Annotated in this window: 9 protein-coding genes; 2 read left to right on the top strand and 7 right to left on the bottom strand. The window is 69.0% G+C overall.

Features of this window, described 5'->3' with window-relative positions; translation table 11 throughout:
• Positions 1-47 precede the first annotated feature (47 nt).
• The 6 genes from RTL41_RS08490 to RTL41_RS08465 all read right to left on the bottom strand — a co-directional run bounded on the left by RTL41_RS08490 (position 48) and on the right by RTL41_RS08465 (position 11156).
• Positions 48-2258, bottom strand: coding sequence for a TonB-dependent receptor domain-containing protein (locus tag RTL41_RS08490; protein ID WP_312163277.1), 2211 nt, complete (start codon positions 2256-2258; stop codon positions 48-50).
• 180 nt (positions 2259-2438) lie between these two features.
• Entirely contained in the window at positions 2439-3437 is a 999-nt protein-coding gene (locus tag RTL41_RS08485) for an AraC family transcriptional regulator (RefSeq protein ID WP_312163275.1), read from the bottom strand.
• Positions 3438-3579: 142 nt separating this feature from the next.
• A complete protein-coding gene (locus RTL41_RS08480; RefSeq protein ID WP_312163273.1) occupies positions 3580-5064 on the bottom strand; it encodes an NAD(P)/FAD-dependent oxidoreductase in 1485 nt (494 codons plus the stop codon).
• Between the two features lie 191 nt (positions 5065-5255).
• The gene (locus RTL41_RS08475; protein WP_312163270.1) at positions 5256-6656 is read right to left on the bottom strand and encodes an efflux transporter outer membrane subunit; all 1401 of its coding nucleotides are present in this window, start codon (positions 6654-6656) and stop codon (positions 5256-5258) included.
• Positions 6653-9826 carry an efflux RND transporter permease subunit gene (locus RTL41_RS08470; RefSeq protein ID WP_312163268.1) on the bottom strand — a complete coding sequence of 1058 codons (3174 nt, stop codon included), beginning with the start codon at positions 9824-9826 and terminating at the stop codon, positions 6653-6655. The genes RTL41_RS08475 and RTL41_RS08470 overlap by 4 nt, the downstream gene beginning before the upstream one ends.
• A 142-nt stretch (positions 9827-9968) precedes the next feature.
• On the bottom strand, positions 9969-11156 hold the full coding sequence (locus RTL41_RS08465; protein ID WP_312163266.1) for an efflux RND transporter periplasmic adaptor subunit: 1188 nt from the start codon (positions 11154-11156) through the stop codon (positions 9969-9971).
• A 180-nt stretch (positions 11157-11336) separates the two neighbouring features.
• Between RTL41_RS08465 and RTL41_RS08460 the strand changes: the two genes are divergently transcribed.
• Complete coding sequence (locus RTL41_RS08460; RefSeq protein WP_312163264.1) at positions 11337-11909, top strand: helix-turn-helix domain-containing protein; 573 nt, start codon at positions 11337-11339, stop codon at positions 11907-11909.
• An 82-nt stretch (positions 11910-11991) separates the two neighbouring features.
• Here RTL41_RS08460 and RTL41_RS08455 read toward each other — a convergent pair whose 3' ends face one another.
• Entirely contained in the window at positions 11992-12789 is a 798-nt protein-coding gene (locus RTL41_RS08455; protein WP_312163263.1) for a THxN family PEP-CTERM protein, read from the bottom strand.
• A gap of 342 nt (positions 12790-13131) precedes the next feature.
• Between RTL41_RS08455 and ppc the strand changes: the two genes are divergently transcribed.
• Positions 13132-15813, top strand: a complete 2682-nt coding sequence (gene ppc, locus RTL41_RS08450) for a phosphoenolpyruvate carboxylase (RefSeq protein WP_312163260.1) — start codon at positions 13132-13134, stop codon at positions 15811-15813.
• Positions 15814-15871 lie beyond the last annotated feature (58 nt).

Genomic DNA, 15871 nt, shown 5'->3' with positions numbered 1-15871 from the left:
CCTTGCCCAGCTTGCGAGCCGGCGGGTCGCCCCGCCGGCCCTGGTCGTCAGAACGCCACCCGGATGTTGGCCCCGATGGTGCGCGGCGTGATGCGGATGCGCGCCTCGGGATCGAACGGGCTGGCCGGCAGCGCGCGGATCACGCCGCGGCTGTCGAGCGCGTTGTTCGCATAGATCGACAGCTCCACGCCCTGGTGCGTGACGCCCGCACGCAGGTTCACCACGTTGTAGGCGTCCATCTTGCGATAGGTGCTGAGCTGCGGGCTGAACTCGGTGAAGCGCTCGCCCATGTACTGGTAGCCGGCGTAGACGAAGGCGTCGAGGTCGTCGCTGAGCGTGAAGACGTACTCGGCCGAGCCGCTGAAGGTGAACTCCGGCACGAACGGGGCCTTGTCGCCCTCCTTGGCCTTCAGGTTGACCACGTCGGTCGAGAGCTTGGAGTCGATGTAGGCGCCGCCGGCCGTCAGGGTCAGGCCCTGGATCGGGTTGGCGGTGAGTTCCAGCTCGACGCCGTCGCTGGTGGCGCCGCCGACGTTCTCACGGAAGCCGAAGCCGCAGTCGAGCCGGCGCTGGGTCTGCATGTCGTCCCAGACCAGGTGGAAGTAGGCGCCGTTGACGCGCACGCGCCCGCCGGCGAACGAGCCCTTGCCGCCCACTTCGTAGTTCCAGACCTTGTCGGCCGCGAAGGTGTTCGGGTCGGTCCCGGTGCGGGTGAAATCGGCCAGCTCGGCGGCGCAGACGTCCTGCGGCACCGGGGTGTTGATGCCGCCGTAGCGGAAGCCGCGGGCGGCCTGGGCGTAGACCATGAAGTCGTCGGTCAGGTCGTAGGAGACGTTGAGCTTCGGGTTGAAGCCGTCTTCCTTGGACGTGCGGCGCGGCGGGTCGCTGGGGACCGCGCCGTTGAAGAAGCCCGAGGCGTAGAGCTTGTACTTCTGTTCCCAGTTGAAGTAGCGCACGCCGCCGGTGACGCTGAACTTGCCGATCTCGTAGGTCAGCTCGCCGAACAGGGCGTAGGTCTTCACCTCCAGGTCGTCATAGCCCCAGTACGGATTGTCCGTGGGCGCGCCGAAGTCGTTGGAGTTGACGCCCATGGCGGCGTCGAAGCCCGGCACCGGCACGGTGTTCAGGTAGTAGATGTCCTTCTTGTCGGCGAAGGCGCCGGCCACCCAGCTAAACGGGCCCTCGCCCTGCGAGGCCAGGCGGATCTCCTGGGCGAAATAGGTGGAATCCGTGGTGTCGACCAGCGGGCTGGGCGTCACGCCCGGGAAGGCGGCCAGCAGGCCGTCCAGCGAGCGCTTGTTGACCGTGGTGCGGTCGAAATACGAGGTCGAGGAGACCAGGTTCGCGAAGCCGAGGTCGTAGTTGAGGGTCAGGTTGTAGATGTCGAGCTTGTCGTCGTAGCCGTCGTTCGAGGTGTAGTCGCGGCCCAGGCCCGGCACGCGCTCCAGATCCTCGGGACGGCCGCCGTCCTTGTAGTGGTGCTTGAAGTAGGACAGGTCGGCGGTGAAGTCGTCGGTGACCTGGAAGCGCGCCTCGACGCGGCCGCCGCGGGCCAGGCCGTCATTGAGGTCGCTCTCGCCGGTCGCGACATTGTCGATGTAGCCCGGGGTCTTGGTGTAGTAGCCCGAAGCGCGGATCGCGACGCGATCGGTCACGACCGGCACGTTCAGCAGGCCCTTCAGCGAGAAGCCGTCGCCGCCCTCGCTGACGCGCGAGACGCCGTAGTCCAGCTTGCCGGAGAACTCGTTGAACTGCGGGCGATGGGTGATCATCCGCACGGTGCCGGTCATCGAGCCGGCGCCGTAGAGCGTGCCCTGCGGGCCGCGCAGCACTTCCACGCGCTCCAGGTCGAACAGCGCCAGTTCCGGGTTCAGGGCGCCCATCGAGATCGGGATTTCGTCGATATAGATGCCGACGGTTTCCTGGTTCTGGGTGTCGTTGTCGTTGCCGCCGCCGTTGGTGACGCCGCGGATCGACAGGCGCGTGCGGCCCGGACCGTTCTGGTAGGCGGTCAGGCTGGGCACCGAGCCGAGAAGGTTGGTGTAGCTCTCGGCGCCCATGTTCTGCATGGCCTGCTCGCCGACCACGTTGATGCTCATCGGCACGTCGAGCACGGATTCGGTGCGCTTGCGGGCGGTGACGACCAGTTCGTCGACGATGGCGCCGTCGCGGGCCGACTGCGCGAAGGACGGCGCCGCGGTCAGCGCCGTCGCCGAAACCAGGACCGACGCGGCCAGCAGGCGCGTCTTGGTGCTCATGTTCATAGGATCCCCTCCCGAATGACGTTCGCACCGGCCGCTCCAGACGGCGGGCGCAATTTTCGAGCCGGAACATAGGCGTGCGACGCCGCGGCGAATGATGCGCCAAGCAGCCATTCTGATGCGCGATGCAATCAGTCGCCGCGACGGGGCAACCTGAAGTGCAGCAGGCCCGGCCCGCTACCTTCGGCGGAAGTCCCTGGGCGCGGCGTTGAACCGGCGGCGGAAGGCGGCGGTGAAGTTGGTCGGGTGCTCGTAGCCCACCGATTCGGCGATCTCGGCGATGGTCATGCCGCCCTCGCGCAGCAGGTCCTTGGCCAGCTCCATCCGCCGCGCCTGGCAGAAGTCGAACACGGTCGCGCCGAAGATCTCCTTGAACCCGCCCTGCAGCTTGGTGCGGTTCAGGCCGACGCGGCGGGCCAGGACCTCGATGGTCGGCGGATCGGCGAACTCGGCCAGCAGGATCTCGCGGGCCTGATAGAGGCTGTCGCGCTCGCTGCGGCGGACCGGCGAAGCGGCGCGCGGCCCCTGCTCGCCGCTGTCGATGGAATCGACCAGCAGGCAGAGCATCTCCATCACCTTGGCCTCGAGATAGCGCTGGCGCAGGGCGCCCTTGAACGAGGCGCCGACGATGTCGCCGACCGCGCTGTGCATGGCCGGGGTCAGCCGCATGCCCAGGTGATTGAACCCCTGCCCGCGGCGGTCGAGGTCGCGCAGCAGCCTGGGCAGCTCGTCCGGCTCCAGCCCCATGATCCGCGCCAGGTTGCCGGCGTGGAAGTGCAGGGTCAGGGAGGCGAGCCGCTCGCGGCCGTGGATGTGCAGGTCGTAGTCGCGCCCGGCCGGCAGGGTCAGGACCGAGGCGTAGCCCTTCTCCACCCGCACCGCATTGGGGCCGGCGTCGTGCAGGCCGATGCCGCCGGCCAGCACGAAGCGCAGGGAGACCAGGTCTTCCGGCGCGCGGATCGGCAAGGTGTAGTGGTCGTCGTAGCTGCTGTCGGCCACGCAGACGAGCAGGTAGTCGTAGAGCCGCACCACGTCCCAGTGGCCGGCGCCGTGCTCGACCGGCAGGCGGGCCGAGGCCGGGCCATGGCGCGGCGCGCGCGGCCCTTCGGCCACGTGCCCGTTGAACCCGTCATAGATGTCGCGAACCTCGGCGCGCGACGACAGCAGATCGACCATGCCCACCCCACGCCGGCTCCGGGCCGGCGGAGGCGCAACCTGTCGCACCGCAACGGAAATGTCACGAAGCCGACACGCGCGCCGGGGCGGTTTGGCGGGAGATGTTACTTTCCGGGCGCGGTCGGCGGCGGCGCAGCGTGCGTCAGGCCGCGAGGTCCTGGCGCGCGCGGGCCGTCGGCTTGGAGAAGACCATCACCCCGTCGTCCACGGCGCCGAAGCGCAGGGTGACCAGGTCGAGCGCGTAGTTCTGGTAGAGCTTCCAGGGTTTCTTGGTGCCCTGCTTGGGGAACTGGTCGATGGCGCGCTGGACGTAGCCGGAGGAGAAGTCGAGCCAGGGGGCCTCGCCCACCGACGGGTCGGGCCTGGGCGTGCATATCGGCTGGCCGGTGCGCTCCATGTGGTTCAGCAGGCGGCAGACGTACTCGCAGGTCAGGTCGCACTTCAGCGTCCACGAGGCGTTGGTGTAGCCGAAGGCCGAGGCCAGGTTCGGCACGCCGCTGTACATCATGCCCTTGTAGCTCATGGTCCCCGCCATATCGACGCGCTCGCCGTCGACGCTGACCTGCAGGCCGCTGAGCAGTTGCAGCTTCAGGCCCGTGGCGGTGACGACGACGTCGGCCTCGAGCTCCTGGCCGGACTTCAGCTTGAGCCCCGTCCGGGTGAAGCTGTCGATGTGGTCGGTGACCACCGAGGCCGAGCCCGACTTGATGGCGTCGAACAGGTCGGCGTCGGGCACCAGGCACAGGCGCTGGTCCCAGGGATTGTAGCGCGGGGTGAAATGGGTCGCGACGTCGTAGTCGGGGCCCAGGTGCTCGCGCACCATGCCGATGATGCGTTCCTTGGTCTTCTCCGGCTTCTTGCGGGCCAGGTTGTAGAACAGCATGCCGAAGAGGACGTTGCGCCAGCGGGTGATCGCATAGGCCAGCTTGGCCGGCAGCTTGGCGCGCAGCCAGTTGGCGGCGGCGTCCTCGGCCGGGCGCGAGACCACATAGGTCGGCGAGCGCTGCAGCATGGTGACGTGGGCGGCGGTCTTGGCCATTTCCGGCACCAGGGTGACGGCGGTCGCGCCGCTGCCGATCACCACGACCTTCTTGCCCGAATAGTCGAGGTCTTCCGGCCACTTCTGCGGATGGACGATCTGGCCCTGGAACTGGTCGGTCCCGGCGAACTGCGGGGTGTAGCCCTCGGCGTAGTCGTAGTAGCCGGTGCACATGAAGAGGAAGTTGCAGGTCAGCCGCACGACTTCCTTGTTCGGCCCGACCTGCGCCTCGATCGTCCACCTGGCGTCGGCCGAGGACCAGGAGGCGCAACTGACATGGTGGCCGTAGCGGATGTGGCGGTCGATGCCGTTCTCCGCAGCGGTGTCGCGGACGTATTTCAGGATCGAGGGGCCGTCGGCGATGGCCTTGGCCTCGCGCCAGGGCTTGAAGGCGTAGCCCAGGGTGTACATGTCGCTGTCCGAGCGGATGCCGGGATAGCGGAACAGGTCCCAGGTGCCGCCGCTGGCCTCGCGGCCTTCCAGGATGGCGTAGGTCTTGCCCGGACAGTTGGCCTGGAGATGGTAGCCGGCCCCGATCCCGGACAGGCCGGCCCCCACGATCAGAACGTCGAAATGCTCGCTGCCCACCAGTGCCATCCTTGCGTTCGCGTCCCGGCCCCCCGGCCGGGATTCCTCAAACAATTGTTCGACATCATGCGCTGTCGGACAGCGTTCGCCAAATGGGCTTCAGCGCCTTGCGGGAAAGGGTCGCGGAGCCTTTGGATGGGCGGCGCCGTCGCCGGTCTCCGGCTGCGCCGAAACCGGGACGACACGTCCGACTAGGCCGCCGGCCAGCCGCCGCCGAGCGCCTTGTAGAGCGCGGCGACGTCGGTGTTGACGCCGGTTTCGGCGACGCTGACCGCGTCCTCGGCGGCCAGCAGGGTGCGCTCGGCGTCGAGCAGGACCAGGAAGTCGAGCACGCCTTCGCGGTAGCGGACCCGCGCCAGTTCGGCCGCGCGGCGGGAGGCGGCGGCCTGCTCGGTCAGCGACTTGAGCTGCGCCTGGCGCTGGCTGTAGCGGACCAGGGCGTTCTCGACGTCCTCCAGCGCGGTCAGCACCGTGCGGTCGTAGATCGCCAGGCTGGCGTCCTCCCTCGCCTGCTGCGCCTTCAGCCGGGCGCGGGCGCCGCCGATGTCGAGGCCCGGCCAGGTCACGGCCGGCGCGACCGACCAGGCGTTGCTGGCCGCCTCGCCCAGGGACGACAGGTCGCCGGCCAGGAAGCCGACGAAGCCGGTCACCCGCACGCGCGGGAAAAGGTCGGCGGTGGCGACGCCCACCCGGGCGGTCTGGGCCGCCAGCCGGCGCTCGGCCGCCTGGACGTCGGGGCGGCGGCGCAGCAGGTCGCCGGCCTCGCCGATCGGCAGCGCCCTGGCGAACGGGGCGGCGCGGCCGCCATGGGCGAGCAGCAGGTCGTCCAGCGCGCCGGGCCGCTGGCCGGTCAGCACCGCCAGGCGGTAGGCGGCGGCGCGCTCGGCGGCGATCAGGGCCGGGATGGTGGCCTCGGTCGCCTTCATCCGCGCGGTGGCGCTCTCGATGTCGATGGGGTCGGCGCCGCCGACGTCGAAGCGCGCCTGGGTGATGCGCACGGTCTCGCGCTGGGTCTCCAGGTTGCGGCGGGCGACGTCCAGCCGCGCCTGGGCGCCGCGCAGTTCGAAGTAGTTGCGGGCGGTCTCGGCGGCGACGGTGACCTGGACGTCGCGCAACTCGGCCCGGGCCGCGCCGGCCTCGGCCCCAGCGGCCTCGACGCCGCGGCGGACGCGGCCGAAGAGGTCGAGCTCCCAGGCCGCGTCGAAGCCGAGGCTGTAGGTCTCGCTCTCGACCCGGGCGTCGCCCGAGCCGGGCTGCTGCTGGCGGCTCTGGCTGGACGCGCCGGCGAGGCCGACGCGCGGCGCCTGGTCGAGGCGCGTGTCGGTGAAGATCGCCCGCGCCTCGGCGACCCGCGCCACCGCCACCTTGAGGTCGAGGTTGGCGGAAAGCGCGCGCGCGACCAGTTGGTCCAGCACCGGATCCTCGAACTGCCGCCACCAGTCGGCCTCGGGGCCGGCGGCGGTGAAGGCCGCGGCGTCGGCGTTGTGGAACACGGCCGGGGCGGTGTCGGGGGCTTTGTAGTCCGGGCCCACCGCGCAGGCGCCCAAGGCCAGGGCGAAGAGGGCGGGAGCCGTCAGGCGGAACGGGTTCAAGGGCGGGCCTCCTCGATGGCCGCCTGGCCGGCCGCGACGCGGGTGCGTCCCGTGAAGCGGCGGACCAGCAGGTAGAAGACAGGGGTCAGGATCAGGCCGAAGAAGGTCACGCCGAGCATGCCGGCGAACACCGCCACGCCCATCGCATGGCGCATCTCGGCCCCGGCCCCATGGGCGAAGACCAGCGGCGCGACGCCCATGATGAAGGCCAGGGAGGTCATCAGGATCGGGCGCAGCCGCAGGCGGCAGGCCTCCAGCACCGCCTCCAGGGTCGGAACCCCGTGCGCCTCGCGGTCGCGGGCGAACTCGACGATCAGGATGGCGTTCTTGCAGGCCAGCCCCACCAGCACGATCAGCCCGATCTGGGTGAAGATGTTGTTGTCGCCGCGGGCCATGGCCACGCCGGCCAGGGCCGACAGCAGGGTCATGGGCACGATCAGGATGACCACCAGCGGCAGGCTCCAGCTCTCGTACTGGGCGGCCAGCACCAGGAAGGCCAGCAGCACGCAGAGCGGGAAGACGAAGACCGCGGTGTTGCCCGCCAGGATCTGCTGGTAGGTCAGCTCGGTCCACTCGTAGCCCATGCCGTTGGGCAGCTCGGACTTGGCGAGGGTCTCCATCGCCTTCTCGCCCTGGCCCGACGAGAAGCCGGGCGCGGCCGCGCCGTTGATCTCGGCCGAGAGGTAGCCGTTGTAGTGGGTCACGCGGTCGGGGCCGGTGGTCTGGCGCAGGGTGACGAACGAGCCGAGCGGCACCATCTGGCCTTCGCCGTTGCGGGTCTGCAGGCGCAGGATGTCGTCGGGCTCCAGGCGGTGCCGCTGGTCGGCCTGGACGTCGACTTCATAAGTCCGCCCAAAGCGGTTGAAATCATTCACATAGACCGAACCAAGGTAGACCTGCATGGTCTCGAAGAGGTTGGTCAGGGAGACGCCCTGCGCCCTCGCCTTCTCGCGGTCGATGTCGGCGGTGACCTGGGGCACGTTGATCTGGAAGCCGGTGAACAGGCCGGTCAGCGACGGGTCCTGGCCGGCCTTGTCGATCAACCCTTGGGTCTGGGCGTAGAGCTCCTCGGCCCCCAGGCCGGCGCGGTCCTCGATCTGGATCTTGAAGCCGCCGATGGTGCCCAGCCCCATGACCGGCGGCGGCGGGAAGACCGCGACCATGGCGTCCTCGATCGCCCCGAACTTGCCGTTGAGCTGCTCGGCCAGGGCGTCGGCGGCGAGGTCCTTGCCCTTGCGCTTTTCGAACGGGTCGAGGGTGACGAAGACGATCCCGGCGTTGGGGCTGTTGGTGAAGCCGTTGATGGAAAGGCCCGGGAACGCCACGGCGCTTTCGACGCCGGGCGTCTTGAGCGCGATGTCGCTCATCTGGCGGATCACCGCCTCGGTGCGGTCGAGGGAGGCGGCGTCCGGCAACTGGGCGGCGGCGACCAGGTACTGCTTGTCCTGGCCGGGGATGAAGCCGGTCGGGGTGCGCATGAAGCCGACCACGGTGAAGGCGATCAGCACGCCATAGACCGCCATGGCGACCCCCGACTTGCCGAGCACCCGCGAGACCAGCCCGACATAGCCGTGCGAGGAGCGGGCGAAGAAGCGGTTGAAGGGGCCGAACAGCCAGCCGAAGGCGGCGTCGATCAGCTTCTGGAAGCGGTCCTTCTCCGCGCCGTGGGCCTTGAGCAGCACCGCGGCCAGGGCCGGCGACAGGGTCAGGGAGTTGAAGGCCGAGATGATCGTCGAGATGGCGATCGTCAGGGCGAACTGGCGGTAGAACTGGCCGGTCAGGCCGCTGATGAAGGCGGCGGGCACGAACACGGCGCAGAGCACCAGGGCGGTGGAGATGATCGGGCCGGTGACCTCGCTCATCGCCTTGCGGGCGGCCTCGCCCGGCGGCAGGCCGTTCTCGATGTTCCGCTCGACGTTCTCGACCACGACGATGGCGTCGTCGACCACCACGCCGATGGCCAGCACCATGCCGAACAGGGTGAGCGTGTTGAGCCCGAAGCCCATCAGCAGCATGACCGCGAAGGTGCCGATCAGCGACACGGGCACGGCGATCAGCGGGATCACCGAGGCGCGCCAGCTCTGCAGGAACAGCACCACCACGATGACGACCAGCAAGATCGCCTCGACCAGGGTGTGGATGACCGCGTCGATGGAGCCGCGGACGAAGACGGTGGGGTCGTAGACGATCTTGTAGTCGACGCCCTGGGGGAAGTCCTTCTTCAGGTCGGCCATGGCGGCGCGGACGTCCTGGGAGATGTTCAGGGCGTTGGAGCCGGGGCGCTGGAAGATCGGCAGGGCGACGGCCGGCTGGTTGTCCAGCAGCGAGCGCAGGGCGTAGCTGGAGGAGCCCAGCTCGATCCGCGCCACGTCGCCCAGGCGGGTGATCTCGCCCGAGGCGCCGGTGCGGATGATGATGTTGCGGAAGTCCTCCTCGTCGGTCAGCCGGCCCTGGGCGTTGATGGCGAGCTGGAAGTCGGCCTGGCCGGGCGCGGGCGGGGCGCCGAGCTGGCCGGCGGCGATCTGGACGTTCTGCTCGCGGATGGCGTGGAGCACGTCGCCGGCGGTCAGCGAGCGCGAGGCGACCTTTTCCGGGTCCAGCCAGACGCGCATGGCGTAGGGGCCCGAGCCGAACATCTGGACGTCGCCGACGCCGTCGATGCGGGCCAGGCGGTCCTTGATCCGCAACTGCGCGTAGTTCGACAGGTAGAGCATGTCGTAGCGCTTGTCGGGCGAGATCAGGTGCACGACCATGGTCAGGTCGGGCGAGGCCTTGTTGGTCACCACCCCTGCCCGCTGCACCTCGGCCGGCAGCTTGGGCAGCACCTGGGCGACGCGGTTCTGGACCTGGACCTGGGCCTTGTCGAGGTCGGTCCCGAGGGCGAAGGTGACGGTCAGGGTCATGACCCCGTCGGCCGTCGACTGGGACGACTGGTAGAGCATCCCCTCCACCCCGTTCAGCGCCTGCTCCAGCGGCGAGGCCACGGTCTCGGCGATGACGGACGGGTTGGCGCCGGGGAACGCGGCGCGCACCACCACGGTCGGGGGGACGACCTCGGGATATTCGCTGATCGGCAGCCGCGGCAGGGCGATCAGCCCGGCCACGAAGATGATGATGGACAGCACGGCGGCAAACCGCGGCCGGTCCACGAAGAACCGTGAGAAGTTCATGGTCGGGGGTCCTTGGCGGCTTGAGGCGGCCGCGCGATGGAATTTGGAGTCAAAGTCCCCCTCAGTCGGCGTTCGCCGACGGCTCCCCCAGCGGGGGAGCATCTGGGGAGTGGATCGACGCGGCGCGTCGAGGCCGAGCTGATCAGTTCGCGGTGGGCGCGGTCTCAAGCTGGGCGGTGCGCAGCGGTTCGACCTCGACCTGGGCCAGGGCCTGCGTCGGCAGCTTGAAGGCGACCCGGGTCGGGACGACGGCCTGGCCGGGCTTCACCTTCTGGCCGCCGCCGACGATCACCACCTCGCCGGGCTTGAGGCCGGTGCGGACGATGCGCAGGTCGCCGACCTTGGGGCCGAGGGTCACGGTCCGGTACTCGGCGAGGTTCTTGGGGCCGACCACCAGCACGAAGCGCTTGCCGAGGTCGGCGCCGATCGCCCGGTCGGGGATCAGGGCGACGGTCTCGGACGCCTCGCTGACCAGCCGGATGCGGGCGAAGAGGCCGGCGGTGAAGCGGCCGTCGGGGTTGGTGAACAGGGCGCGGCCGTTGATCGTGCCCGAGCCGGCGTCCATGGCGTTGTCGACGAAGACCAGCCTGCCCTCGTGGGGATAGCCGTCCTCGGTCATCAGCCCCATGAACACCGGCGAGGGCCGCCCGCGGGCGCCTTGCGCATACTTCAGGAAGGTCTGCTCGTCAGTGTTGAACGAGGCGTAGACCGGGTTCTCGCTGACCACGGTGGTCAGCAGGTCGGCGCTGGTCACCAGGTTGCCGGCGGTGATCATGGCGCGCGAGACCCGCCCGTCGATCGGCGAAGTCACCTTGGTGAACTCCAGGTTCAGCTTGGCGGCGTTGAGCGCGGCGGAGGCCGCCTCCAGCGCGGCGCGGGCGGCCTTCTCCTCGGAGATCAGCCGTTCGTATTCGCTGCGGGCCAGGGCGTTCTGCTCGACCAGCCGCTCGCCGCGCAGGCGGTTGGCGCTGGCCAGCTCCAGCTTGGCGCGGCCGGAGTCGGTTTCGGCGGCCAGGCGGTTCACCTCGGCCTGGAACGGCCGCGGGTCGATCTGGAACAGCACCTGGCCCTTGCGGACCTGGGCGCCTTCCTGGAAGCGGGCGCTGTCGACATAGCCGCCGACCCGCGAGCGGATCTGCACCTGCTCCACCGGCTCCAGGCGGCCGGTGAACTCGTCCCACTGACGAAGCGACTTGAAGACGGCCGGCGCGGCGGAAACCTGCGGCGGCGGCGGATCGTTGGTGTTCTGTTGGGCTTGAGCGCCGCAGCCGGCGACCAGCAGCGCCAAGGCCAGGACGGACCCGATAGAAACGAATGATTTCACGGACATGCGATGTTTCCAGCCAAACTGTCGCGGAGACCCGCGCTTGACGCGTCGGGCAGTAGGTGATTTAGGAAGAATGTGACGATACCGGTCGGTAACGCGGTGGAGCATAGATACTGACCGGTCACTCTCACGTCAATGAGAGGAAATATGAAAATATCGGGGAGAGAAACTGAGGCGGGCGCCGTGGCGGAAACGTCACGCAGGCCGGCCCGCGACCGGATCTTCGAGACCGCGCGCGACATGTTCTATCGCAAGGGAATCCGTGCGGTGGGCGTGGAGAGCATCGCCGCCGAGGCCGGCGCGACCAAGATGAGCCTCTACCGGAACTTCCCGTCGAAGGACGAGCTGGTCGCCGAGGTGCTGCGCGAGCAGTCGCGCGAGGGCTGGGCCTGGTGGGACGAGGTCCTGGCCCGCTACGACACCCCGCGCGCCAAGCTGGAGGGCCTGTTCGACGCCTTCGCCGAGAAGTCGGAGAACGTGGAGGAGCATGGCTGCGCGCTGTGCAACGCCGCCGTCGAGCTGCACGAGCCCGACCACCCGGCCTTCCTGGTGGCCAAGGAGCACAAGCTCGAAACCCGCCGCCGCCTGATCGAGATGGCCAAGGCGGCCGGCGCGAAGGACGACGACCTGGGCGACGGGCTGCTGCTGCTGCTGGAGGGCTCGTACATGGCCCGCATCACCCTGGCCAACGACGGCCCGGCCCGCATGCTGCCCCGCGCCGCCCGCGCGCTGATCCGCGAACACCTGGACCACTGAAGGCGGCGGCGCACGAACCTCGCAAATGCAAAAGGCCCGCTCGATCCGAGCGGGCCTTTCGGTATCCAGGTCGGAGCGCCGATCAGACGGCGAGCGCCTGCCGGCGACGGGCCGAGCGGACCATGGTCCCGACGCTGCCGAAGCCGATGATCATCATCGCCCAGGTTCCCGGCTCCGGCACCGCGCTGGCGACGCTGTAGAGGTCGACCTTGCCGCGGATGAAGGCGCTGTTAAGCGCCTGTTCCTGGGTCCAGAAGCCGCCCGAGGGCGAGCCGTCGACCAGGAAGCCGTCGAGGTTCAGGGTGTATTGTTTGCCGCCGATGTCGAAGACCTGGGAATTCGAGTTGAAGTTCATCGTCACGCGATCGGCGCAGCCGGCGCTGTTGACGCCCGCGTTGTTGGGCAGGCCGTTGGCGCAGGAGTTGTCCTGGTTCGGCGTTTCGAAGTGGGAGAAGTTGTATTCGAAGGTCTTCGTGCCGAGGAAATTGTCGTCCGCCCAGACGTCCGTGGTGAACTTCAGCCCGACATTGGTGATGGCGCCGCCGGTGCTGATCGGGAAGTTCAGGTGCTGGAACTCGCCGATATTCACCGCGCCCGAAGAGTCGATGTCCTGGTTCAGGACGGTCGAGAAGTCGGTCCCGATGAAGTTGTAGCCGCTCTGGCCATAGCCGGTCGAAACGCCCCAGCGGATCGTGCCGTCGCCGCCGTTCGGCGAAATGTTGACGTTCGTGCCGCCGACGGGATCGAACCAGGCGCCGGTGACATTCTTGAACTCTACTTGCACGGCCGCCGCCGCGGGGCTGGCCAAGGCCAGACCAAGGACAATTGCTGAAATCGCGACAGGCGCCGGCAGTTTCAGGCTATTCTTTTGCTTATTCATACTTCGCACCCCTGTCGATAAATCCTGACCAGGGGGCCTTAGCGTTTGCTGAAGCGGCTTCACAACACGCTTGCTGGACAATTTACAATTGATCGCCAACCCTTCGCCTGACGGTTGTTTTTTGCGACCTCCCCATTGCTTCACTCCACTCCAAAATGGATCAGATGCACTATGCGCCTGCCGCGGCTATACGCTTCGCTGGGCCGCCCGCCGGAAAGTCGACCGCCGATACGCCAGATGCGAAAGTCATCCGCGACGCCGCGCCCGTCAGCTTGTAGACAACGCCGCGCGTCGAAATTGACGTAACGACATTCTGGAAGTGCGAGCGTGCCGGAAAGAGCTGTGAAGTCGCCGCCCTCGGAGCTGAGGGCCAGGGTTCGGGTGTTGGGCCGCGTGCTGGGGGACGTGATCAAATCCCAGGACGGCCAGGTGCTGTTCGACCGCATCGAGGACATCCGCAAGACCTCGGTCGCCTTCCATCGCGAAGGCGGCGCGGCCAACGCCGCCCTGCTGGAGGAACGGCTGCGCAGCCTGGACCTGAACGAGACGGTCCGCTTCGCCCACTCGTTCGCCTGCTTCCTGCAGATCACCAACATCGCCGAGGACTATGTCCAGCGCCGCAAGAGCGGCGATGCGCGGCCCGACACCCTGGCCGGCAGCCTGGAGGCGCTGGCCGCCGAGGGCGTGCAGGCGCCGGCGGTGGCCAAGATGCTGCAGACCGCCTTCATCGCCCCGGTCATCACCGCCCACCCGACCGAGGTGCGGCGCAAGAGCGTGCTGGACCGCACCGGCGCCATCGCCGCGGCCCTGACCGCCCTGGAGCAGGCGAGCGGCGAGGCCGCCCGCCACGACCGCGAGCTGGAGCTGCTGCGCGAAGTGGCGATCTTCTGGCGCACGCGGCTGCTGCGCGGCGTTCGCCTGGGTGTAATCGATGAGATCGAGACCGCGGTCTCGTATTTCGAGCGCAGCTTCCTGGCCGAACTGCCGCGGCTCTACGCCCGTTGGACGCGCCAGCTTGACGCCCAGTTGCCCAGCTTCCTGCGCATCGGCTCGTGGGTGGGCGGCGACCGCGACGGCAATCCGTTCGTCACCGACGCCGTCCAGCGCCAGGCCTTCGCGCGCCAGTCGCAGGCCGCGCTGCTGAACTATCTGGAGCGCATTCACGCCCTGGGCGCGGAGCTGTCGCTGTCCAGCACCCTGGCCCAGGTGACGCCGGCCTTGCAGGCCCTGGCCGACGCCTCGGGCGACGCCTCGCCCCAGCGCGGCGACGAGCCCTATCGCCGGGCCCTGCGCGGGGTCTATGCGCGGCTGGCGGCCACCTATCCGATCCTGACCGGCGAGGCGCCGCCGCGCCCCTCGCCCCTGCCCGCCGAGCCCTACGCCACGGCCCAGGCGCTGAAGGCCGACCTGCAGGTCATCCTCGACAGCCTGATCGCCAATCACGGCGAGACCTTCGCCATCGGCCCGCTGCCCGAGCTGATCCGGGCGGTGGACTGTTTCGGCTTCCACCTGGCGACGCTGGACCTGCGCCAGAACTCGGCCGTCCATGCCCGCACCATCGCTGAGCTGATGGCCGTGGCCGGGGTCTGCGCCGACTACGAGGCCCTGGACGAACAGGCCCGGCGCGACCTGTTGTTGGCCGAACTGGCGCATGGGCGGCTGCTCTATTCACCCCATGCCGACTACAGCGAGGAGACCCGCCGCGAGTACGCCGTGCTGTCCCAGGCGGCGCAGTCGCGCAAGCGCTACGGACGCCAGGCGATCGTCGCCTACATCGTCTCCAACACCACCTCGGTCTCGGACCTGCTGGAGGTCTATGTCCTGCTCAAGGAGGTGGGGCTGTTCCATCCGGGCGAGACCCCGCGCACCGAGGTGTTCGCCGAGCCGCTGTTCGAGACCATCGGCGACCTGCGCGCCGCGCCCGACACCATGCGGGCCTATCATTCCCTGCCGCTGATCAGGTCGCTGCTGTCCGAGGGCCGCCTGCAGGAGGTGATGATCGGCTATTCGGACTCCAACAAGGACGGCAGCTACCTGACCTCGACCTGGGAGCTGCACCAGGCCTCGCGCGCGCTGCTGGCGGCGACCGACGAGATGGGCCTGCGGCTCCAGTTGTTCCACGGGCGGGGCGGCACGGTCGGCCGCGGCGGCGGCTCCAGCTACGAGGCGCTGCTGGCCCAGCCGGAGGGCACGGTGCGCGGCCGCATCCGCATCACCGAACAGGGCGAGGTGGTGGCCAACAAGTACGCCGACCCGCAACTGGCCGACCAGAGCCTGGAGACCATCACCGCCGGGGTGGTGCTGGCCTCGCTGCGCAAGCCCTCGGCCGAGCGGCTGGGGGAGAAGCACGCCCCGGTGCTGGACAGGCTCTCGCAGGCCTCGATGGAGGCCTATCGCAGCCTGGTCTACGAGACCCCCGGCTTCGTGGACTATTTCTACGGCGCCACGCCGCTGACCGAGATCGTCGAGCTGAACATCGGCAGCCGGCCGGCCTCGCGCCAGCCGACCCGCAGCATCGAGGGCCTGCGCGCCATCCCCTGGGTGTTCTCCTGGTCGCAGTCGCGCACCATGCTGCCGGGCTGGTACGGCTTCGGCTCGGCGATCGAAGCCTCGGGGGTGTCGCTGAGCGAGCTCAACGAACTGCACGAGGCCTGGCCGTTCTTCGCCACCACCCTGGCCAATATGGAGATGGTGCTGGCCAAGAGCGACATGCTGATCGCCCGGCGCTATGCCGGCCTGGTCGAGGACAAGGCGCTGGCCCAGACCATCTTCGGCCGCATCGAGGCCGAGTGGGAGAGGACCGTCCAGGCGCTGCTGACCATCAGCGGCCAGAGCGCCCTGCTGGACCGGCACCCGGACCTGGCCGAGGCCCTGCGCACCCGCCTGCCCTATATCGATCCGCTGAACCACCTGCAGATCGAACTGATCCGCCGCCGCCGCGCCGGCGACAGCCACGAGGCCGTGCGCGAGGGCATCCACCTGACGATCAACGGCGTGGCCGCGGGCCTGAGGAACAGCGGCTAGGGACCAGAAAACTCGCGCGGCTGTCGGATCGAACGCCGCGCGAACGTCCTTTGGTCTG

The organism is Phenylobacterium sp. (assembly GCF_031984885.1).
GTDB lineage: Bacteria > Pseudomonadota > Alphaproteobacteria > Caulobacterales > Caulobacteraceae > Phenylobacterium.
This window is presented reverse-complemented; position numbering and strand designations above follow the sequence as displayed.